Source organism: Variovorax sp. UC122_21 (assembly GCF_044056785.1).
In the GTDB taxonomy this organism is placed as follows: Bacteria; Pseudomonadota; Gammaproteobacteria; order Burkholderiales; family Burkholderiaceae_C; genus Variovorax.
In genome coordinates this window covers 3,659,047-3,679,530 of sequence record NZ_CP172004.1, presented here as the reverse complement: position 1 = coordinate 3,679,530, position 20,484 = coordinate 3,659,047, and the positions used below count along the sequence as shown (strand labels likewise).

The window sequence follows — 20,484 nt, the reverse complement described above, 5'->3', positions numbered from 1 at the left end:
CCCGATCTAGAAGGTCCAGCGTGCGCTGACCCGCGCGCTGCGCGGCTCCATCGGATGGATGTGGCGGCCGTCGATGCCGTCGCCGCAGGCGCCGCGCGCCACTTCGCCCGCGCTGCACGAGGCATAGAAGTACTCGATGTCGTTGCCCTTCCTGCCCGCGAGGTTGAACACGTCCAGGCCCAGCGTGAGCTGCTTGTTGACCGCATAGCGCGCGCCGAAGTTCAGCAGCGTGGTGGCACGCGAGCGCACCGTGTTCAAGGTGTCGAGCGCGCGCGGGCCCATGTAGCGCAGGCGAAGCGAGGCCGTCAGCGGGCCTTCGGTGTAGATGACGCCCGCGGCGAACACCCGCTCCACCGCGTTGTCGATGTAGTTGCCTTCGCCCTCGGGCGCCAGGCCCCGGAAGCGCGCGCGCGAGATCGCCGCGTCGGCCTCGAAGCGCCAGCGCGAACCGAGCTTCCAGCGCATCGTGGCCTCGATGCCGCGGCGGCTGCTGGCGCGGCCGGGCTCGGTGGTGCCGGCGTCGCCGACATAGACCAGTTCGGAGTCGAGTCGTAGCTGCCACAGCGCCGTGGTGAGGCTGAAGTCGTCGCTGGGCTGGAAGCGCCAGCCGATCTCGGCGCCGCGGCCCTTCACGAGCGCGGGCACGCGGTCCGCGGGCAGGCCGTTCGTCGGATCGACGTTGATCGTCGCGCCGCGCACGTCGTTGCTGTGGAAGCCCGTGCCCAGGTTGAGGTAGAGCTCGTGCGCCGGCGTCACGGTGAAGGCCAGGCCGGCCTTGGGGCTCACGAGCGAATCGTGGCCGCGTCCGCTGTTGACTGGGCCGTAGAGCGGTTCGCGCCCCTGCACGTCGTAGCGCAACAGGTCGCCGCGCAGGCCCACGTAGCCGCGCCAGCGTTCGCTGAAGTTCACGAGCTGCTGGGCATGAACGGAGAACAGGTCCTGCTGCACCTTGTCGTTGCGCACGGTCGAGGTCCGCTCGCGCGCCACCGTGTTGTAGAGCCCGACCTCGCCGATGCGGTCGCCGCGCCAGCTTCCGCCGAAGCTCAGCACGCCATCCAGTCCGCCGATCTGATTCGGCCGGCTGTGCGTGCCCTGCAGCCCGAAGACCCGGCGGCGGTCGGTCTGCTCGAACTGGTCGCCCTGCTCGGGGTTGTTGAGGAAATAGGTGAAGTCCGAGAACAGGTCGAAGCGGTAGTCGATGACATAGCCACTGAGTTGCGTCTGCCCTTCGGGACTGTTGTCGAACCACTTGCCCGACAGGCTGAGGCGCCGCGTCTTGCCGCCATCGGTGGTGTTGAGCGAGCCGAAGCGCGAGAGCTCGCCGCTGTCGACCAGGCGCTCGGGGATCTGGTCGGTCGAGTTCCAGCGGCTCTGGTAGGCCATGGCCGTGATGCTGAGGCCGCGCACGGGTGAGCCCTGCGAATAGCGCAGCACGGCGTTGGCCTTGCGCAGGCGCTCGGGCGTGTCCCAGGGCCCGTTGTTGCCTTCGAGCTCGATGGCACCGAGCCAGGTCTGGTCCTGCACGGTGCGCGAGCCGGCCGCGAGCAGGCGGCGGAAGTTGTTCGCGCCCAGCGTGACTTCGGCGAAGGGCGCATCGAGCGCGCTCACGTAGTCGAGCGAGGCCGTGCCCGCCAGCGCGAAGTCGCCGCCGTCGGCGAAGTAGGGTCCCTTGCGATAGCGCACGCCCGAGACCAGGTCGGGGATCAGGAAGTTGAGGTCAGCGAAGCCCTGACCGTGGCCGTGCGATGGCATGTTGACGGGCATGCCGTCGACCGTGACCGCGAAGTCGGTGCCGTGGTCGAGGTTGAAGCCGCGCAGGAAGTACTGGTTGGCCTTGCCGTCGCCCGAGTGCTGCGTGGCGACCACGCCGGGCACGGCCTCGACGATGTCGCCGGGGCGCAGCTTGGGGCGGGCCTGGAACGAGGCTTTCTCCACCGCGCCTTCGCTCGCGCTGTCGGCCGTGCCGATGGCCGCGTCGCGCGGGCCGCTCACTTCGATGGGCGGCAGGTGGACGGGCTGGGCCCAGGCCGTGGCGCTGCTGAGCAATGCGCCAAACATCCAGGGCCGGCGCGCAAGGCGGATCGAAGGCTTCATAGGTCTCCCGCGTCTTCGATGTCCGCGCGGAGCGGAAATGCTCGTTGCCATGACGCGCCACTGATACGCACGCAAGCGCGCTTCGGATTCGGCGCGCCCTCAGGGCTTCCGGGGCTGCAGCAGGCCCGAGTAGCACTCGGGAATCTTCTCGTTGCCTTGCGTGCAGTCGGAGTGCCGGTACAGGGCCTCGATCTCGATCACCGGCACCGGCTTGCCCAGGATCATCCGCTGCCCGGCCACGCGGCCATCGAAGCTCACCAGCGTGTACTGGGCCACGAGGTTGCCGTCGTAGTAACCCGCGCCGCAGGCGATGAACTCCTGTTCGTTGCGCGGCCACTGCAGCACGCCTTGCGCATCGAAGGTGGCGTGCAGCAGGGTGAAGCACTGGCGAGAGCCTTCCTCTGGCGTGATGGCGTTGATGCCGCCGCTCCAGTGGATGCGTTTGCCTTGGGCTTGCGGGGTCAGGGCTTGGGCAGGGGGGAGGGTGGTGGTTTGGGGTTTCGTTGTGCGCGCAGGTGGATCAGGTTCGTGATCGGCGGGGGTGCTGCAGGCGCTCACGAGGGCCGCGGCACACAGCAGGAAGGTAGCGTGTCGTTTTAGGTGATCGGGCATCGGTTCATCGTAGCGTGGCTCCACGCTTCATCCCGGAAGGGGAGCAACCAGATCGCGCCGACCATCGCGCACGAGATAGACATCGACTTAGCCCAGGGCATGCCATGAACACAGCGCGCCGCTCCAACGCACCGTCTTTCAGCGCCGCAGCCAAGGCTGTTCGACGTGGACATGGCGCGCGAGCCGAGCGTGAACGTGCTCGTGCCGCCGGAGCCTGCTGTTGGCCGAATCGTACGCATGGCGGCGACCAACGACACTGACTTCAGGAGGCTGTGGCTGAAGACGAAGAACCTGGGGAATCGCACGCGGCTCAACATGGCGCGCGGCCAGCGCTGCCTGCTGCTGGTTCACCGGCCTGACGCTCAGCGTGATCGACGACCACATCGGTACGCTGGTCGACCGCGGCGACATCCTGCGCGTGCAGCGCGGGGTGTACGTGCCGGCCGTCCAGCACCCGCCGGCGCGCGCCATGTCGAAGACGCTGCTGCCCGACGGCTGGGTGAAGATCGAGATCGGTGACATGGTGCTGACGCTGACCTCCCGCGAGGATCGCATGCTGGCCACGCTGCAGGCTGGCGCGGCCGCCCAGGCCATCGCGATCGAGACCGGGCGCAACGCCGCGCTGCTGGCCGCCGAGTTGGCCGAGGAGATCAAGCGCTTGCGTCGTCGCGTCGCCGCGCTCGAAGCGCCGACCGACCCGAGCCAGGCACAGCTGTTCGACACTCCCTTCTGTAGGGCGAGCAAGCCGGCAGCCAATGGCGCACACTTTGATCGCGGTGAAGCTCAGCCTGGTTGAGCACAGGGCTCATAACTCAGAGGTCGGCGGTTCAAATTCGTCCATCGCAACCCGACGTTTGCGAAGCGTGACCGCCGAACCTATCTGCATTCGACCCGCGCAACGGGTGATGGGACGGAGCAAGGTTTGGAGAAAGCCGACCCACTCTCACCCTTCACGCAGGGGGACATAAAAAAAAGCCCGCATGGCGGGCTCGTAAAGTGCCGCTGTCTCTCAGTAGGTTTTTCGGACCGTTTTGAGCTGCGTATTGCCGTGAGCGACGGCGCCGGTGCCGTCGAGCACCTCGCATGTATAGCCGGGGTACGCGCTTTCGAAACGGTTGCGGAACCCAACGACCGTATCCGAGCCGGCCAACTTCCGCTTGAAGTCGTAATCCGGAATGCCCTGTGTCGACGGGTCTGCGATCGCGCCTTTCCCGTCGAATATGTTGATTTTGAAGCCCTCGAGCTTTTCAACCTCACTTTGTCGTGTAGACAGTTTCGTCACCTGACGTCTCCTTCTCCATGCTGCTTGTTGTCGCCCATGCGGGCGACTAATTTATACAGGGTCCCGGCGTCGGCAGCCGGCCCTCCCCTGTAGGGATTCGCCGTATCGACAGCCCGCGCGAACATCACCTCGCCGAGCACGCACCCCGAACACGGCGCCAGCCCTGGTGCTGGAGTAGGGGTAAGCCACTCCGGATTTTTCCTCCTGCTCGTCCCAGGGGTTGCAGGGTGGGACGAGAACCGCACGGTCCAGCGCGCGAGCAGCGCGTAAGTCGGATGGACCGAACCCCCGGCGCTACGCCGGCCAGTTGTCTCCCGAGCGGCCTCGGTCGCACGTTCGCCCGCCAGGATCACCCTGGCGGGCTTTTCTGACACCGGTGGTGTAGGTAGAAGAAGATGGAGTTGAGCGAGGAGTGGTGCGGCTGCGACGTTCCCCATCGCACCTTCAAGAATTGTCTTCGCACTTGTCAGACAGGCGCGCACCACCCCACCTTTGGGTTTGGGCGAGTTGAGTTGGGCCTGGATGGTTGTGATTTCAGCCTCAAGTTCTGCTTGCGATTCCTTTGACAGGCGCAGTTCCTCCATTGCTGCTCGTATGGCTTCGGTGAAGGCGGCGATCGCTTGCGTGTTCATACCCATCTGCTGCGTACCAGATGAATACTGCTGGAGTTGCGAATCAACCATCGATCCAATATGGTTGTGGATCGTGGTGTTGTAGTGATTGCTCTGTCCCAACGCTTTTTCTCCGTGGGTAAAGGTCTGGCCTTCCCCCTTGATGCCCCGTCGGTCAAGGTCGAGGGCAAACCTCAACACATTGTCCCGAACAGAACCAAGTACTCGAACAATGGACGGGCGAGGAATGTAAAGACCTGGCTCGAGATCGGTGCCAATCAGACGCATGATTTCAAGCGCTTGGGGTCCAGGATAGCGGTATATCAGAGTCCGTTTAGCGCCATCAAGAAGATCTGAAAGCTCGATCGCGGACTGCGCTACATGTCGAACGCACAGGGCATCTGAGAGTGCCTGGTCCTCAATGTGCACGGGTTGCCAACCGTGGAACGGGTTGCGCACCTTGAGTTGCCCGACTACCTTCCTGTAGGGCGGGCACTCCTTGTCGGCAAAGCCTGCAAGCTCTGATTCGATCCAGTCCTTGATTTCCGGAGCCTCGAGGCGCTGGGCAACAACAAGTGCTCGGCGGAGCAACGCGCCGATGGCCGCGCTCTCATTTGTTGCCATTTCGACAAGTTCGTCCACTAAACCGGCCATTGCAGCTCCTCGTTTAGGGCGAAGAATAGCCCAGTCACCCCTATAGGGTTCGCCCCTCGCGTCCGCGCGCGGAAGACTTGGCTGCATGGCAGCACCCAAGCCGGCGAAGAAGCAGACGCCCGCACCGAAGAAGACCACCACCAAGCCCGCAGCCCGCAAGAAGGCCGCGGGTTCGCCTGCGCGCAAGAAGGCCCCGGCCGCCAAGGCGAAGAAGCCACGCCGACCAGCAGCAGAGCCGGCCCAGTTCGGGCTCACCGACCTGCAGCAGCGCTTCGTCGACGAATACCTGGTCGACCTCAACGGCACGCAGGCTGCCATCCGCGCCGGCTACAGCCCGGACAGCGCGCGGCAGATGGCGTCCGAGAACCTGTCAAAACCGTACATCCAGGCCGCGATCGCAGACGCCCGGAAGGCGCAGCAGGAGCGCACCCAGGTGGATGCCGACCGCGTGGTGACGGAGGCCTGGAACATCGTGCTGGCCGACCCGCGCGAGCTGGTGCAGGTGAAGGTCGGCTGCTGCCGGCACTGCTGGGGCGAGGGCTTCAGGTACCAGCGCACGGTCGGCGAGTTCAACCACGATCGCGAGCAGCACGCCCTAAAGAACGCGGCGCCAGCTGAGTTCGACGAGAAGGGCGGCATCGGCTTCGACCCGCTGATGCCGCCGCACCCGGCCTGCCCGGACTGCGGCGGCGACGGCCATCCGCGCACGGTGCTCGCCGACACGCGCCGCCTGTCGCCCCAGGCGGTCGCGCTCTATGCGGGCGCAAAGATGACGAAGTACGGCATCGAGATCTCCATGCACGACAAGGGCGCGGCGATGGAGAAGCTGTTCAAGCACCTGGGCCTCTACGAGAAGGACAACCAGCAGAAGACCGACCCGCTGGCTGCCCTGCTGCACAGCATCGCAAACGGCAACGGCAACGGGTTCCGGCCCGTGGCCAACGACCCCGAGGCACCGGCCGGCACCAGCGGCTTCATGCTGCGCCAGGACGTGGACGATGGCACTCCAGGCTAAGGCGTCGGCGCGCCCTGTCGACCCGGGCACGTTGGATGAGGACGACACCGCGCTGGACGTCGCGCCCGGCGGCGCCGTCGACACGCAGCTCGGCCACCGCTGGGACAACCGCCGCCGGCCCAAGCGTGGGCCGCACATCGCCAAGCACGCCGACCAAGTGTCCAGGGACGCGGCCGAGCTCGAGCGCTGCCTGCGTGACCCGGAATGGCGGTTGTTCAGTGGCTGCCTCTACCGGATCATCGCCAAGGGCGAGTCACCCAAGAACGAGGACGGCGAGGTCATCGACGAGGGCGATTCGTTCGTCATGCCGTTCAAGCCCAACCGGGCCCAGCGGCGCTTCATCATGCGGCCCTGGCACCGCAACGTCATCCTGAAGGCCCGGCACCACGCTGATCGCCATCCTCTGGCTGGGTCACGCGCTGTTCAACGGGAGTCAGGACCGCCAGGTGGCTGAGGCCATCGCCATCATGAGCGGACGTTTCGTCGTCTGCGCATCGAATTGGATGCCTCGTGGCACCATGCCGCGCTTCTCAAATAGGACTTGAGCCTGTCGCGATATTCGACTGCTTCGGCCTCAAGGTGGAGAAGTTGTGGCGATCAAGCCGCTTGTGCTCGATGCGAAGTCGGTAGCGCCCGTCGCCTGCTTGGATGTTCTGCGCCATGGCAGATGCGTACGAGAACGGGCGAGTAGTGCCGCTACCTTTCGGGGTAGCGGAGGGTCGTTCTGAGTCGCTTTGGGCGGTTCGGTTTTTCGCGGTGTGTCGGAAAAACCCAGGGAAATCAACAACGGAGTTGGCCTGCCCGGAGGGGATCGAACCCCCGACAACCTGCTTAGAAGGCAGGTGCTCTATCCAACTGAGCTACGGGCAGATTCCAGGCGGAACAGAAAGCAAAGCAGGAAAGAAGATTCTTGGTCGGGGCGAAAGGATTCGAACCTTCGACCCTCTGGTCCCAAACCAGATGCGCTACCAGGCTGCGCTACACCCCGACAAGCCTTCTATTCTAGCCCGAATATGAGGCGGTCTCAGCGCTTCTCGTACTGGGTCTTGCCGAAAAGCATCTCGCGCGCCTTGTCGTCGGTGATGGGCTTGCGCAGGTCGGCGAGCACCTTCACGCCGCGCTGCACGGCGGGACGCTCGGCGATGCCGTCGAACCAGTCCTTCAGGCGCGGATAGTCCTCGAGGGTGATGCCCTGGTTCTGCCAGCTGCGCAGCCACGGGAAGATGGCGATGTCGGCGATGCTGTAGTCGGGGCCGGCGATGAAGCGGTGCTTCGACAGCTGCTTGTCGATCACGCCGTAGAGGCGCCTGGCCTCGTTGGTGTAGCGGTCGATGGCATAGGCGATCTTCTCGGGCGCGTAGAGGCGGAAATGATGCGCCTGGCCGAGCATGGGGCCGACGCCGCCCATCTGGAACATCAGCCACTGCAGCACGTCGTAGCGCGCGCGGTCGCCCTGGGGCAGGAACTGGCCGGTCTTGCCGGCCAGGTAGACGAGGATGGCGCCCGATTCGAACAGCGAGATGGGCGCGCCGTCCGGACCGTCGGGGTCGGTGATGGCGGGGATCTTGTTGTTGGGGCTGATCTGCAGGAAGTCGGGCGCGAACTGGTCGCCCTTGCCGATGTCGATGGGATGCGCGCGGTAGGGCAGGCCGCACTCCTCGAGCATGATGTGGATCTTGTGGCCGTTGGGCGTGGGCCAGGAATAGACCTCGATGGTCTTCGGTTCGGGCATGTTGTCGAGTCTCCGGTCTGGATGGGGGGCGGCGAAGAGGGGCTCCTCGACGCGGCAGCCAGCATATACAGGCGGCCGCGCGGACGTGCATGGCGCGGCCAATGACCGGCGCGCGCCTCAGCCCACCTGTCGCTCGTGCGCGTTGCACCACATCCAGTCCTCGCCGGGTTCCAGCGACTGGATCACGGCATGGCCCTCGGCCTGCGAGTGGCGCGTGGCATGCCGGTTCTTCGACGAATCGCAGCAGCCGACGTGGCCGCAGTGCACGCACAGGCGCAGATGCACCCAGCTGTCGCCGGTCTTGAGGCATTCCTCGCAGCCGCGCAAGGTGTGGGGCGCGGCGATCTCCGCGGGGACGTGTTCGCAGGGCTTGATGCGCATGCGCGGGTTCTCCTGGATGAATGGGTGAGGGATCGGGACTCAGGCCACGGCCGAGTTCGAGGCCAGGTGCTGGTGGATCAGCGCGACCACCGCCGCGCCTTCGCCGATCGCGCCGCCCACGCGCTTGACCGAGCCCGAGCGCACGTCGCCGACGGCGAAGACGCCGGGCACGCTGGTCTCGAGCGCGGTGGCCGGGCGCGCGGGAAAGCCGGCGCTGGCGTCGGAACCGGTCTGCACGAAGCCGTGCTTGTCGACCGCGACGCCGCAGCCCGCGAGCCAATCGGTCTCGGGTTCGGCGCCGACGAACAGGAAGATGTTGCGCGCGGGGCAGTCGTGCTCGGCGCCGGTGCTGTGGCAGCGCCAGGTGGCGCCGGTGAGGCCCGCGTCGGGGTCGCCATGAAGTCGCACGAGTTCGGTGTGCGGCTGCAGCGAGATGTTGGGCGTGGCCTCGATGCGGTCGATCAAATAGCGCGACATGCTGGCCGCGAGCGAGGGCCCGCGCACCAGCACGTTGACCTTGGCCGCATGGTGCGAGAGGAACACGGCCGCCTGGCCGGCCGAGTTGCCGCCGCCGACCAGCGCGACCTCCTGCTGCGCGCAGAGCTTGGCCTCGATGGCCGAGGCCCAGTACCAGATGCCGCGGCCCTCGAATTCGTGCAGCCTGGGCACGCCGGGGCGGCGGTAGCGCGCGCCGCTGGCCACGACCACTGTGCGTGCCGAAATGCGGCGGCCATCGGCCAGCGCGATGGCGAGGCTGCCGTCGGGGTTGGTGCGCGCGCAGTCGAGCGAGGCCACCTTAGCCGGGATCAGCATCTCGACGCCGAACTTCTGCGCCTGCACGAAGGCCCGGCCGGCCAGTGCCTGGCCCGAGATGCCGGTGGGAAAGCCCAGGTAGTTCTCGATGCGCGCGCTGGCGCCGGCCTGGCCGCCGAAGGCGCGGCAGTCGAGCACGATCACGCGCAGCCCTTCGGAGGCGGCATAGACGGCGGTCGCGAGGCCGGCCGGGCCGGCGCCGACCACGGCCACGTCGTAGAGCTCGTCGTGCGCAGCGGCATCGACCATGCCCAGGCACAGCGCCAGCGCGTCCTCGCTCGGGTTCACCAGCACCGAGCCGTTGGGGCACACGGCCAGCAGCTGGTGGTCGCCGTACTGCGCCAGCAGCGCGGCGGCGTCGGGGTCCTGGTCGGCGTCGACCAGGTGATAGGGATGGCCGTTGCGGCGCAGGAAGTTCTCGAGCCGCGCCATGTCGGGCGACTGCGGCTGGCCGATCAGCACCGGGCCGGCGGCGCCCGATTCGATCAGCGCCACGCGCCGCAGGATCAGCGCGCGGGGTGATGCGCTCGCCGAGGTCGGCCTCGGCCACGAGCAGCGCGCGCAGTTGCGCGGGCGGCAGCACCAGCGCCTCGACGTCCTCCTCGGCATGGCCGTCGACCAGGGCGGGGCGGCCGCTGAGCTGGCCGACCTCGGCCAGGAACTCGCCCGGCCCCTGGCGCACGATCGGCACCACGTGGCCCAGGCCGTCGCGCTGGGTGACCGAGACCACGCCCTTGAGCAGCACGAACATGCCGGCGCCGACTTCGCCGGCGGTGAACAGCCGGCTGCCGCGCGCGAAGTGCTGCACGCTGCCGAAACGCGCGATGCGCGCGATCTCGGTGTCGTTGAGCACCGGAAAGGTCTGCAACTGTCGGTTACCGCCGGCGGCGGCGGTGCTGGAAGTGTCTGCGGTGGCCATCGGTCCTGGGTCTCCGGTGGGGGGTGCCGAGCGTCGGCGGTCGGGGCATTAGACGCCAAAGAAGGGCGCCCGGCGGCCCGTCACATCGTCATGCAATTGCCACGGCCATGACACGCGCTTTTCACCACGGGTGCCGAGACTCGCCCAGCAGAAAGGGTTTCCACATGAAAGAACTGCCCAACCCGACATTTCCGCTGTCGCAGATCGGGCTCCGCGCAGCCCTCTGGCCCGCGCCCGTCGTCGCCGGCACCGCCGCCGCCGTCAGCGCGACGCCCAAGGCCCCCGCTGCCATCGGCCCCGCGGTCGTGCTGCCGGCCCCCGTCATCGAGGCCAAACAGGGCATCACCGTGGGTTGGGCCCGTCACCAGGACGACGTCCGTGCCGCCCAGCGCCTGCGCTATGAAGTGTTCGTCGGCGAGATGGGGGCCCGCATCTCCACCTCGCTGCCCGGCCACGACGTGGACCTGTTCGACGATTTCTGCGAGCACCTGCTGGTGCGCGACGAACTGACGCAGCAGGTCATCGGCACCTACCGCGTGCTGACGCCGGCCCAGGCGCGCCGCGTGGGCAGCACCTACAGCGACACCGAATTCGACCTGACCCGCCTGCGCGACCTGCGCGAGCGCATGGTGGAGCTGGGCCGCAGCTGCGTGCACCCCGAGCACCGCCAGGGCGGGGTGATCCTGGCCCTGTGGGGCGCGCTGGCCGGTTTCATGCACCGCAACAAGCTCGACACGATGATCGGCTGCGCCAGCATCCCGATGTCGCACAACGGCGTGACCTGCGGCGACGCGGCGGCCAGCATCTGGCGCCAGCTCTCGGCCAGCCACATGGCGCCGATCCAGTACCAGGTGCAGCCGCGGCTCGCGCTGCCGGTCGAGCGCCTCGACGGCAGCCTCGACGTGGAACCGCCCGCGCTGATCAAGGGCTACCTGCGCCTGGGCGCCAAGGTGCTCGGCGCGCCGGCCTGGGACCCGGACTTCAACACCGCCGACCTGCCGATGCTGATGCGCATCGACGACCTGCCGGCGCGCTACCGCAAGCACTTCCTGGGCGCATGAAACCAGCGGTCGTCCGACCCGCGAACGGGTCGTCCGTCCTGCCTGCGGACGGGGAAGAGCGGTCGAAAGTAGGCATGTCGGCAGCGTCACGGGACAGTCATGCAAATGTCACAAACCCGCATGACACTGTCACATTCCCTTTATCGAGCACGGCAGTGGTGCCGCTTGTTCCAGAATCCGTGTCCATGCCTTCAGATCCGGCCGATTCGCTGACTTCGGTGGCCGAGACGCCGAAATTCACCTTGCTTGACCGCGACCACAGCATCCTGTCGTTCAACGAGCGGGTGCTCGACTGGGCGCATCGCCCCGAGGTACCGCTGATCGAACGGCTGCGCTACCTGTGCATCGTCTCGTCGAACCTCGACGAGTTCTTCGAGGTCCGCGCCGCGCCGCATCTGATCGCGGGCAGCGCCGACGACCACAAGGGCACCTACACGGTCGAGTCGTTCCGCCGGCTGGCCGAAGCGGTCCACAAGCTGGTGGCGCGCCAGTACGCGCTCTACAACGACGAGCTGATGCCGACCTTCGGCACGCACGGCATCCACATCATTTCGCACGGCGAGCGCAACCCGGCGCAGCGCAAGTGGGTGGCCGAGTATTTCGAGCGCGAGGTGCGCCCGCTGCTGCTGCCCGTGGGGCTCGATCCCTCGCACCCGTTCCCGCAGGTGGCGAACAAGTCGCTCAACTTCATCGTGCGCCTGGGCGGCAAGGACGCCTTCGGGCGCGAGAACCCGATCCAGATCGTCAAGGTGCCCCGCGTGCTGCCGCGGCTCATCAAGATGCCGGCCAAGGTGTCGGACGGCAAGACGCTGTTCGTGGCGCTGTCGAGCGTGGTGCGCGCGCACCTGTCCTCGATGTTCACGGGGCGCGAGGTCGGCGACTTCTCGCAGTTCCGCGTCACGCGCCATTCCGACCTCGCGGTGGACGAGGAGGACGTGAAGAACCTGCGCACCGCGCTGCGCCAGGGCCTGCAGCACCGGCACTTCGGCCAGGCGGTGCGCCTGGAGGTGTCGGCCAGCTGCGCCGAGTCGCTCGCGAGCTTCCTGCTCGAGCAGTTCAACCTGCCGCCCGAGGCGCTGTACCGCGTGCACGGCCCGGTCAACCTCGCGCGCTTCACCCAGCTGGCCGACCTGCTCGACGAGCCGAAGCTGCGCTTCAAGCCCTACCAGGCCTCCTACCCGATCACGCTGTCGCCCTCGCAGTCCTTCTTCGAGCGGCTGCAGCGCGGCGACGTGCTGATCCACCAGCCCTTCGAGAGCTTCGAGGGCGTGCTGGCCTTCCTGCGCGAGGCGGTGCAGGACCCGCAGGTGCTGGCGATCAAGCAGACCATCTACCGCACCGGCGCCGACTCCGAGCTGATGGAGCTGCTGCGCGAGGCGGTGCGCCGCGGCAAGGAAGTCACCGTGGTGGTGGAGCTCAAGGCGCGCTTCGACGAAGAGGCCAACATCAACTGGGCCGAGATGCTCGAGTCGATCGGCGCCCAGGTGGTGTACGGCGTGGTGGGACTGAAGACCCACGCCAAGATGCTGCTGGTGACGCGCCGCGAGGGCAAGCAGATGCGCCGCTACGGCCACCTGTCGACCGGCAACTACAACCCGCGCACCGCGCGCCTGTACACCGACATCAGCCACCTCACGGCCGATCCGCTGCTGACCGCCGACATGGAAGCGGTGTTCGTGCACCTCGCGAGCCAGAGCAAGCTGCCCAAGCTCCACCGCGTATGGCTCGCGCCCTTCGACCTGCACAGCAACATCCGCGCACAGATCGCCACGCTGGCCGCGGCTGCCGAGCGCGGCGAGCCCACGCGCATCGTCGCCAAGATGAATGCGCTGACCGACGAGGAGCTGGTCGCGGCGCTGGTGCATGCGGGGCAGAAGGGCGTGAAGATCGACCTGATCGTGCGCGGTGCCTGCACGCTGCCGGCCCAGGTGCCGGGGCTGACCGACAACATCCGCGTGCGCTCGGTGATCGGCCGCTTCCTCGAGCATTCGCGGGTGTTCTATTTCCGCCATGGCGAGGACGAGTCGCTCTACCTCTCGAGCGCCGACTGGATGAACCGCAACATGATGCGGCGCATCGAGCTCGCCTGGCCCGTGACCGACCCGGTGCTGCGCCAGCGCCTCATCGACGAGTGCCTGGTCGCCTACCTGCACGACGGACGCGATGCCTGGGACCTGGGCGCCGACGGGGTCTACACCCGGGTCGACCACGACACGCACCCGGGCGAGGCCGGCGCGTCGCGCGCGATCGAGGCGCATGGCGCGCAGGCGGCCCTGATGAACCGCTACGCAGCGCGAGGGCCCCGTGACGTCGCATCCGGTCAATGAAGCCGAAGTTCGAAAGACGATGACCATGGACCTGATCTTCTGGCGCCATGCGGAAGCCGATGACTGGACCGAGGGCTGCGACGACATGCAGCGCTCGCTCACCGCGCGCGGCGAGAAGCAGGCCAAGCGCATGGCCAGCTGGCTCGACCGCCAGCTGCCCGACGGCACGCGCATCATCAGCAGCCCCGCGCGGCGCTGCGAACAGACCGCGCTGGCGCTCGGGCGCAAGTACAAGCTGCGCAGCGAACTGGCGCCCGACACCACCGCCGACGCGCTGCTGGCCTCGGCCGGCTGGCCCAACGGCAAGTCGGTGGTGCTGATGATCGGCCACCAGCCCTCGCTGGGGCAGGCGATCTCGCTGCTGCTGGGCCTGAAGCAGGACAGCTGCCCGGTGCGCAAGGGCGCGCTGTGGTGGATCCGCACGCGCGAGCGCGATGGCGACGTGCAGACCGTCGTGGTGACGGTGCAGTCGCCCGAACTGCTCTGAGGCTGCGCGCGGCCACGCCGCGCATTCGGTGCCGGCTCCGCGGGCAGCGCTGCCGGCTGTCCGCCGGCCATCCGGCCGGACGGCTCAGCAGCCCGCCAGGTCCACGCGCCAGGTGCTGATCTTCTGCCAGGCCAGCACCTCCTCGCGCAGCAGGTGGGCCGACTGCGGAAAGGCCTCGGCCCAGTCGGGCGCGCAGGCGATCGAGAAGGTGCGGGTGCCGAGCGTCGACAGGTGCAGGGCGTCGGGCGCGGGGTCGCGCCGCGCGTGGCACAGGATCACCGCGAGCCGCAGCGCCAGCAGCTGCATGACGAAGGTCTCGTCGTCGAGCGAGGCCTCGAGCTTGCGCAGCTTGCCGCGCTGACCCAGCACCAATTGGGCGAGGGCGTGCAGCTCGTTGACCGCGAAGCCGGGCGCGTCGGTGTTGTCGAGGATGTAGGCGCCGTGCTTGTGATAGTCGCTGTGCGAGACCAGCGCGCCGATCTCGTGCAGCTGCGCGGCCCAGCCGAGCTTGCGCAGCGCGCGGCCGGCGCGGCTGGTGGTGCTGCCGCCGCGCGCGGCCGGCGCCAGCTGCACGAACAGGGCGGCGGCGGCATCGCCCACGCGGCGGGCCTGGATGGGGTCGACCGCGAAACGGGTGGCGAGCCGCGCGACCGTGGTGGTGCGCATGTCGGCCACGCTCTCGTCGCGTTCGAGCAGTTCGTAGAGCACGCCATGGCGCAGCGCGCCCTGGGCCACCTTCATCTCCTCGATGCCCAGCAGGTCGAACACCGCGCGCAGCACGCTGAGGCCGCCGCCGATGACCGCCTTGCGGTCATCGCGCATACCCTCGATGCGCAGCTTGTCGGCGCCGCCGGCCTTGAGCAGCCGGTCGAGCAGCCAGTCGAGGCCCTCGCGCCGGACCACGCCGGGCTCGCCGCCGGCCGCGGCCAGCACGTCGCCGACCGCGCCGATCGTGCCCGAGGCGCCATAGGCCACGTCCCACTGGTCGCGCGTGTAGCTGCCGAGCGCGTCGTCGAGCACCGCCTTGGCCGCGACCTCGGCGGCCCGGAAGGCGGCGGCGGTGAACTGGCCTTCGGGAAAGTGCTTCATCGACCAGGCGACGCTGCCGACGCGGTACGACTCCATCAGCTCGGCTTCGAGGGCGCGGCCGATGATCATTTCGGTGGAGCGCCCGCCGATGTCGATCACCAGCCGGCGTTCGCGGTCCGAGGCGTCGTTGTGGGGCAGCATGTGCGCCACGCCCTGATAGATTAGGCGGGCTTCCTCGCGCCCCGGGATCACGTCGATGCCGAAACCCAGGATGGTGCGCGCGCGCAGCAGGAATTCCTCGCGGTTGCGCGCCTCGCGCAGCGTCTGGGTGGCGACGGCCCGCACCTGCGAGCGCTTGAAGCCGGCCAGCCGCTCGCCGAAGCGGGCGAGGGCGTCCCAGCCGCGCTGCATGGCTTCGGGCGTGAGGTTGCGCGCGCTGTCCAGGCCGTTGCCCTGGCGCACGGTCTCCTTCAGGTATTCGGTGCGGTGGATCTGGCCGTGGTCGACCTGGCCGATTTCGAGCCGGAAGCTGTTGGAACCGAGATCGACCGCTGCGAGGCGGGTGCCGTTTTGCATGTTGTAGTAAAGAGGCGGAGCCTGATTCGTATGTCGTTGACGGTTTCCCCACCGCCTTCCAACCCCACCGCAGCGAGGTTCGAGAGGCTAGTTGGGGCGCATGACGGTTGTGTGACAGCGTCACAGAGCCGGAGGGCTCCACAGCCCCATTTTCCCTCGACAGAGGGGTGTCACATCGATGTCACACAAGCTTTCTAGAGTCCGTCGCAAGCCCGCAAGGGGACTACTTCTTACTTCTAAAGGAAGCTTCATGAAAACGACGTTCAAATTTGCAACCGCCGGCCTCGTCGCCGCGGTTTTCGCTCTTCCCGCGTTCGCCCAGGACGTGACCGGTGCCGGCGCCAGCTTCCCCGCACCGCTGTATGCCAAGTGGGCTTCGGACTTCAACAAGGCCACCGGCGTCAAGATCAACTACCAGTCGGTCGGTTCGGGCGCCGGCCTGAAGCAGATCGAAGCCAAGACCGTCGACTTCGGCGCGTCGGACGCTCCCCTGAAGGACGAGGAACTCCAGGCCAAGGGCCTGATGCAGTTCCCCACCGTCATCGGCGGCGTGATCCCGGTCGTGAACATCCAGGGCATCAAGCCCGGAGAACTCAAGCTCAGCGGCCAGGTGCTGGGCGACATCTACCTCGGCAAGATCACGAAGTGGAACGACCCCGCGATCAAGGCCCTGAACGGTTCGCTGAACCTGCCCGACGCCGCCATCGCCCCAGTTCGCCGCGCCGACGGTTCGGGCACCAGCTTCCTGTTCACCAACTACCTGTCGAAGGTCAACGCCGAGTGGAAGAGCAAGGTCGGCGAAGGCACGGCCGTGAACTGGCCCACCGGCGCGGGCGGCAAGGGCAATGAAGGCGTCGCCGCCTTCGTGGGCCGCCTGCCGAACTCGATCGGCTACGTGGAATACGCCTACGTCAAGCAGAACAAGATGACCTATGCCCAGCTGCAGAACGCCGCCGGCAACTTCGTCTCGCCCGACGACACCGCCTTCAAGGCCGCCGCCGCCGGTGCCGACTGGAACAAGAGCTTCTATCAAGTGCTGACGAACCAGTCGGACAAGGGTGCATGGCCGATCACCGGCGCCACCTTCATCCTGCTGCACAAGACGCAGGACAAGCCGGCCAATGCCACCACCGTGCTGAAGTTCTTCGACTGGGCCTACAAGAGCGGCGACAAGACGGCCGACGACCTGGACTACGTGCCGATGCCCGACGCCGTGAAGGCCACGATCGCCAAGGCCTGGGGTGAGGTGAAGGACGCTTCGGGCAAGCCCGTCGCCTTCAAGTAAGCCTTCTCCTTCCCGATCAGAAAAAGAAAACACGGCGCGTCCATGAGCAGCAATCCGCTCGATGGCGCGCCGCTTTCGTCCTTGCCGGAGCGACACGTGTCATCCACTTTCCCCGCCGCCGCCACCGCGCTCGATCTTTCCGCCGAGCAGGGCCGCACCACCGCACCGCCGCCGATGAAGGCATCGCGCTCCGGTCCCATGGTCGATCGCCTGTTCGGCCTGGCCGCCAAGGGTGCCGCGCTGCTGACGCTCGCGATGCTGATCGGCATCCTGCTGTCGCTGATCGTCGGTGCCTGGCCCGCCATCACCAAGTACGGCCTCGGCTTCCTCACGAGCAGCGTGTGGGACCCGGTCCAGAACGAATACGGCGGCCTCGTGATGATCTACGGCACGCTGGCCACCTCGGCCATCGCCCTGGTGATCGCGGTGCCCGTGAGCTTCGGCATCGCGCTCTTCCTCACCGAACTCTCGCCCGGCTGGCTCAAGCGCCCGCTGGGCACCGCCATCGAACTGCTGGCCGCCGTGCCCTCCATCGTGTACGGCATGTGGGGCCTGCTGGTGTTCGGCCCCATCCTCTCGACCTGGGTCCAGCAGCCGCTGCAGAAGCTGCTGGCCGGCGTGCCCTACCTCGGCGCGCTGGTGTCCGGTCCCCCGGTGGGCATCGGCATCCTCTCGGCCGGCATCATCCTCGCGATCATGATCATCCCGTTCATCGCCTCGGTGATGCGCGACGTGTTCGAGGTCACGCCCCCGCTGCTCAAGGAATCGGCCTACGGCCTCGGTTCCACCACCTGGGAGGTCGTCTCCAAGGTCGTGCTGCCCTACACCAAGGCCGGCGTCGTCGGCGGCATCATGCTCGGCCTGGGCCGCGCGCTCGGCGAGACCATGGCCGTCACCTTCGTGATCGGCAACATGAACCAGCTGAACTCGCTGTCGGTGTTCGAGGCGGCCAACAGCATCACCTCGGCGCTCGCCAACGAGTTCGCCGAAGCCGGTGCCGGCCTGCACCAGGCCGCGCTGATGTACCTGGGCCTCGTGCTGTTCTTCATCACCTTCGTCGTGCTGTCGCTGTCGAAGGTGCTGCTGGCGCAGATGAAGAAGAGCGAAGGAAAGAAGTCGTGAGCACAAGCCAATCCCTCATCAACGCCAAGACCCTGGCCGAAACCCGCCAGGCCCGCTTCGCCTCGCGCAACCGCGTCAACAAGATCGCCCTCACGCTGTCGCTCGCCGCGATGGTGTTCGGCGTGTTCTGGCTCGTCTGGATCCTCTGGGAGACCCTGCGCCTCGGCATCGGCGGCCTGTCGATCGCGGCCTTCACCGAGATGACCCCGCCGCCGAACGAAGCGGGCGGCATCCTGAACGCGATCTTCGGCTCCTTCGTGATGGTGCTGCTGGCGACCTTCGTCGGCACGCCGATCGGCATCATGGCCGGCATCTACCTGGCCGAATACAACCCCAAGGGCATGCTGTCCTCGGTCACGCGCTTCGTCAACGACATCCTGCTGTCGGCGCCGTCGATCGTCATCGGCCTGTTCGTCTACGCGGTGGTCGTGGCCTACTTCAAGAACTTCTCGGGCCTGGCCGGTGCGCTGTCGCTCGCGCTGATCGTGATCCCGGTCGTGATCCGCACCACCGAGAACATGCTGCAGCTGGTGCCCCCGGGCCTGCGCGAAGCCGCCTACGCCCTCGGCACGCCGAAGTGGAAGGTGATCCTGAGCATCACGCTGCGCGCCGCGCGCGCCGGTGTCGTGACCGGCATCCTGCTGGCCGTGGCCCGCATCGCCGGCGAGACCGCGCCGCTGCTGTTCACCGCGCTGAACAACCAGTTCTGGACCGCCGACGTGACGCAGCCGATGGCCAGCCTGCCGGTGACGATCTTCAAGTTCGCCATGAGCCCCTACGAGAACTGGCAACAGCTCGCCTGGGCCGGCGTGTTCCTGATCACCGTCGCGGTGCTCGCCCTCAACATCCTGGCGCGGGTCCTCACGCGCTCCAAGCACTGAAGCCGACGCGGCTTTCATGCACACAGCACAGAACGAACAAGAGAAACGCAACATGGCACCCATCACCGCTCCCACCGTCGCCGCATCGCCCGCGAAGATCTCGGTCAAGAACCTGAACTTCTACTACGGCAAGTTCCACGCGCTCAAGGGCATCAACCTCGAGATCCCCGAGAACAAGGTCACGGCCTTCATCGGCCCCTCGGGCTGCGGCAAGTCGACCTTGCTGCGCACCTTCAACCGCATGTTCGAGCTCTATCCCGAGCAGCGCGCCGAAGGCGCCATCGAGCTCGACGGCGAGAACCTGCTGACCAGCAAGCAGGACGTGGCGCTGATCCGCGCCAAGGTCGGCATGGTGTTCCAGAAGCCGACGCCGTTCCCGATGTCGATCTACGACAACATCGCCTTCGGCGTGAAGCTGTTCGAGAACCTCTCGGCCAGCGACATGGACGACCGCGTCGAATGGGCGCTGAAGAAGGCGGCCCTGTGGACCGAAGTGCGCGACAAGCTGCAGCAGAGCGGCTCGGGCCTCTCGGGGCGGCCAGCAACAGCGCCTGTGCATCGCGCGCGGCATTGCGATCAAGCCGAAGTGCTGCTGCTCGACGAACCCTGCTCGGCCCTGGACCCGATCTCGACCGCCAAGATCGAGGAACTGATCGCCGAGCTGAAGAACGAATACACGGTGGTCATCGTGACCCACAACATGCAGCAGGCCGCCCGCTGCAGCGACTACACCGCCTACATGTACCTGGGCGACCTGATCGAGTTCGGCGCCACCGAGCAGATGTTCTTCAAGCCGCAGCGCAAGGAGACCGAGGACTACATCACCGGCCGCTTCGGCTGATGCAACAACGCAAAGAGGACGACACCATGACTGAAAAAACACCTCTCCAGCCAGTTCGACAGCGAACTCAACGGCGTCTCGTCGCGCGTGATGGAACTCGGCGGCATGGTCGAGTCGCAGATCCACCAGGCGATCTACGCGCTGCTGCAGTTCGATTCGGACGCGGCCGACCGCGTGATGGAGACCGAGCATCGCGTGAATGCGATGGAGATCGAGATCGACCGCGAGCTGTCGTCGATCATCGCGCGTCGCCAGCCGACCGCGCGCGACCTGCGCCTTCTGATCGCGATCTCGAAGACCACCGCCAACCTCGAGCGCGTGGGCGACGAGGCCAACAAGATCGCGCGCATGGTCAAGTCGATCATCGAGAGCGGCGCTTCGCGCATGCTGCCGACCACCGAGCTGCGCATCGCGGCCGACCTGGCGTCGAACCTGCTGCGCACCGCGCTCGACGCGTTCGCGCGCCTCGACACCGCCGCGGCGCTGTCGATCCTCAAGGACGACGACCTGATCGACAAGGAGTTCGACGGCTTCGTGCGCAAGCTGGTCACCTACATGATGGAAGACCCGCGCACCATCTCCGCCAGCCTCGACCTGCTGTTCCTGGCCAAGGCCATCGAGCGCATCGGCGACCACGCCAAGAACATCGCCGAGTTCATCATCTACATCGTCAAGGGTGCCGATGTGCGGCACACTTCGATGCAGGAAATCGAGTCGGCGCTGCAGTAACGGCCAGTACGACTGCGGCAAGACTCCCAAGAA

Annotated in this window: 18 protein-coding genes, 3 tRNA genes and 1 pseudogene; 12 read left to right on the top strand and 10 right to left on the bottom strand. The window is 67.1% G+C overall.

The features are described 5' to 3' along the window. Window positions 1-6 precede the first annotated feature (6 nt). Complete coding sequence (locus tag ACHMXE_RS29765; protein ID WP_395347752.1) at window positions 7-2,094, bottom strand: TonB-dependent receptor; 2,088 nt, start codon at window positions 2,092-2,094, stop codon at window positions 7-9. Between the two features lie 99 nt (window positions 2,095-2,193). After that, window positions 2,194-2,706, bottom strand: a complete 513-nt coding sequence (locus ACHMXE_RS29760) for a Slp family lipoprotein (protein WP_395347750.1) — start codon at window positions 2,704-2,706, stop codon at window positions 2,194-2,196. A 367-nt stretch (window positions 2,707-3,073) separates the two neighbouring features. Here ACHMXE_RS29760 and ACHMXE_RS29755 point away from each other — a divergent pair, with 367 nt between their 5' ends. Together ACHMXE_RS29755 and ACHMXE_RS29750 are read left to right on the top strand one after the other, a co-directional pair. Further along, entirely contained in the window at window positions 3,074-3,502 is a 429-nt protein-coding gene (locus ACHMXE_RS29755) for a hypothetical protein (RefSeq protein WP_395347749.1), read from the top strand. Continuing rightward, window positions 3,479-3,552 (top strand) — tRNA-Met (locus ACHMXE_RS29750). The genes ACHMXE_RS29755 and ACHMXE_RS29750 overlap by 24 nt, the downstream gene beginning before the upstream one ends. A 163-nt stretch (window positions 3,553-3,715) precedes the next feature. On the opposite strand, the gene ACHMXE_RS29745 is transcribed toward ACHMXE_RS29750, so the two are convergent. Further along, window positions 3,716-3,988 carry a hypothetical protein gene (locus ACHMXE_RS29745; RefSeq protein ID WP_395347747.1) on the bottom strand — a complete coding sequence of 91 codons (273 nt, stop codon included), beginning with the start codon at window positions 3,986-3,988 and terminating at the stop codon, window positions 3,716-3,718. Then, window positions 3,985-5,253, bottom strand: a complete 1,269-nt coding sequence (locus tag ACHMXE_RS29740; RefSeq protein ID WP_395347746.1) for a hypothetical protein — start codon at window positions 5,251-5,253, stop codon at window positions 3,985-3,987. Before ACHMXE_RS29740 ends, ACHMXE_RS29745 begins: the two co-directional genes overlap by 4 nt. 85 nt (window positions 5,254-5,338) lie before the next feature. On the opposite strand from ACHMXE_RS29740, the gene ACHMXE_RS29735 reads away from it, so the two are divergent. Both ACHMXE_RS29735 and ACHMXE_RS29730 read left to right on the top strand, forming a co-directional pair. Further along, a complete protein-coding gene (locus ACHMXE_RS29735; protein ID WP_395347745.1) occupies window positions 5,339-6,268 on the top strand; it encodes a terminase small subunit in 930 nt (309 codons plus the stop codon). Then, complete coding sequence (locus tag ACHMXE_RS29730) at window positions 6,252-6,722, top strand: hypothetical protein (RefSeq protein ID WP_395347744.1); 471 nt, start codon at window positions 6,252-6,254, stop codon at window positions 6,720-6,722. Before ACHMXE_RS29735 ends, ACHMXE_RS29730 begins: the two co-directional genes overlap by 17 nt. A 339-nt stretch (window positions 6,723-7,061) precedes the next feature. Here the strand turns inward: ACHMXE_RS29730 and ACHMXE_RS29725 are convergent. The 5 genes and pseudogenes from ACHMXE_RS29725 to ACHMXE_RS29705 form a co-directional block, all read right to left on the bottom strand. Continuing rightward, window positions 7,062-7,138: transfer RNA gene (locus tag ACHMXE_RS29725), tRNA-Arg, on the bottom strand. 41 nt (window positions 7,139-7,179) lie between these two features. Next, window positions 7,180-7,256 (bottom strand) — tRNA-Pro (locus ACHMXE_RS29720). Window positions 7,257-7,292: 36 nt separating this feature from the next. Beyond that, the gene (locus ACHMXE_RS29715; protein ID WP_395347742.1) at window positions 7,293-8,000 is read right to left on the bottom strand and encodes a glutathione binding-like protein; all 708 of its coding nucleotides are present in this window, start codon (window positions 7,998-8,000) and stop codon (window positions 7,293-7,295) included. A gap of 117 nt (window positions 8,001-8,117) precedes the next feature. Then, on the bottom strand, window positions 8,118-8,381 hold the full coding sequence (locus tag ACHMXE_RS29710) for a UBP-type zinc finger domain-containing protein (protein WP_203205608.1): 264 nt from the start codon (window positions 8,379-8,381) through the stop codon (window positions 8,118-8,120). 39 nt (window positions 8,382-8,420) lie between these two features. Continuing rightward, window positions 8,421-10,113, bottom strand: a pseudogene (locus ACHMXE_RS29705) (FAD-dependent oxidoreductase). Between the two features lie 164 nt (window positions 10,114-10,277). Here ACHMXE_RS29705 and ACHMXE_RS29700 point away from each other — a divergent pair. From ACHMXE_RS29700 to ACHMXE_RS29690, 3 genes are read left to right on the top strand one after another with little or no spacing between them, the layout of a single operon-like run. Continuing rightward, a complete protein-coding gene (locus ACHMXE_RS29700; protein ID WP_203205610.1) occupies window positions 10,278-11,174 on the top strand; it encodes a GNAT family N-acetyltransferase in 897 nt (298 codons plus the stop codon). Next, on the top strand, window positions 11,171-13,501 hold the full coding sequence (gene ppk1, locus ACHMXE_RS29695) for a polyphosphate kinase 1 (protein WP_395347740.1): 2,331 nt from the start codon (window positions 11,171-11,173) through the stop codon (window positions 13,499-13,501). Before ACHMXE_RS29700 ends, ppk1 begins: the two co-directional genes overlap by 4 nt. A gap of 25 nt (window positions 13,502-13,526) precedes the next feature. Next, on the top strand, window positions 13,527-13,988 hold the full coding sequence (locus tag ACHMXE_RS29690; protein ID WP_057594239.1) for a histidine phosphatase family protein: 462 nt from the start codon (window positions 13,527-13,529) through the stop codon (window positions 13,986-13,988). Window positions 13,989-14,072: 84 nt separating this feature from the next. On the opposite strand, the gene ACHMXE_RS29685 is transcribed toward ACHMXE_RS29690, so the two are convergent. After that, window positions 14,073-15,593, bottom strand: coding sequence for an exopolyphosphatase (locus ACHMXE_RS29685; protein WP_395347737.1), 1,521 nt, complete (start codon window positions 15,591-15,593; stop codon window positions 14,073-14,075). A 250-nt stretch (window positions 15,594-15,843) separates the two neighbouring features. Here ACHMXE_RS29685 and pstS point away from each other — a divergent pair, with 250 nt between their 5' ends. Genes pstS through phoU form a run of 5 tightly spaced genes read left to right on the top strand, consistent with a single transcriptional unit; the run spans window position 15,844 to window position 20,451 of the window. Further along, complete coding sequence (gene pstS / locus ACHMXE_RS29680) at window positions 15,844-16,878, top strand: phosphate ABC transporter substrate-binding protein PstS (protein WP_203205613.1); 1,035 nt, start codon at window positions 15,844-15,846, stop codon at window positions 16,876-16,878. Between the two features lie 42 nt (window positions 16,879-16,920). Continuing rightward, entirely contained in the window at window positions 16,921-18,000 is a 1,080-nt protein-coding gene (gene pstC / locus ACHMXE_RS29675; RefSeq protein ID WP_203205614.1) for a phosphate ABC transporter permease subunit PstC, read from the top strand. Next, window positions 17,997-18,881: a phosphate ABC transporter permease PstA gene (gene pstA / locus ACHMXE_RS29670; RefSeq protein ID WP_203205615.1), complete on the top strand. Its 885-nt coding sequence runs from the start codon at window positions 17,997-17,999 to the stop codon at window positions 18,879-18,881. Before pstC ends, pstA begins: the two co-directional genes overlap by 4 nt. Window positions 18,882-18,933: 52 nt before the next feature. Beyond that, window positions 18,934-19,722 (top strand): phosphate ABC transporter ATP-binding protein, encoded by a 789-nt coding sequence (locus tag ACHMXE_RS29665; RefSeq protein ID WP_395347734.1) that lies wholly within the window; start codon window positions 18,934-18,936, stop codon window positions 19,720-19,722. 30 nt (window positions 19,723-19,752) lie between these two features. Beyond that, on the top strand, window positions 19,753-20,451 hold the full coding sequence (phoU, locus tag ACHMXE_RS29660; protein ID WP_395352860.1) for a phosphate signaling complex protein PhoU: 699 nt from the start codon (window positions 19,753-19,755) through the stop codon (window positions 20,449-20,451). Window positions 20,452-20,484 lie beyond the last annotated feature (33 nt).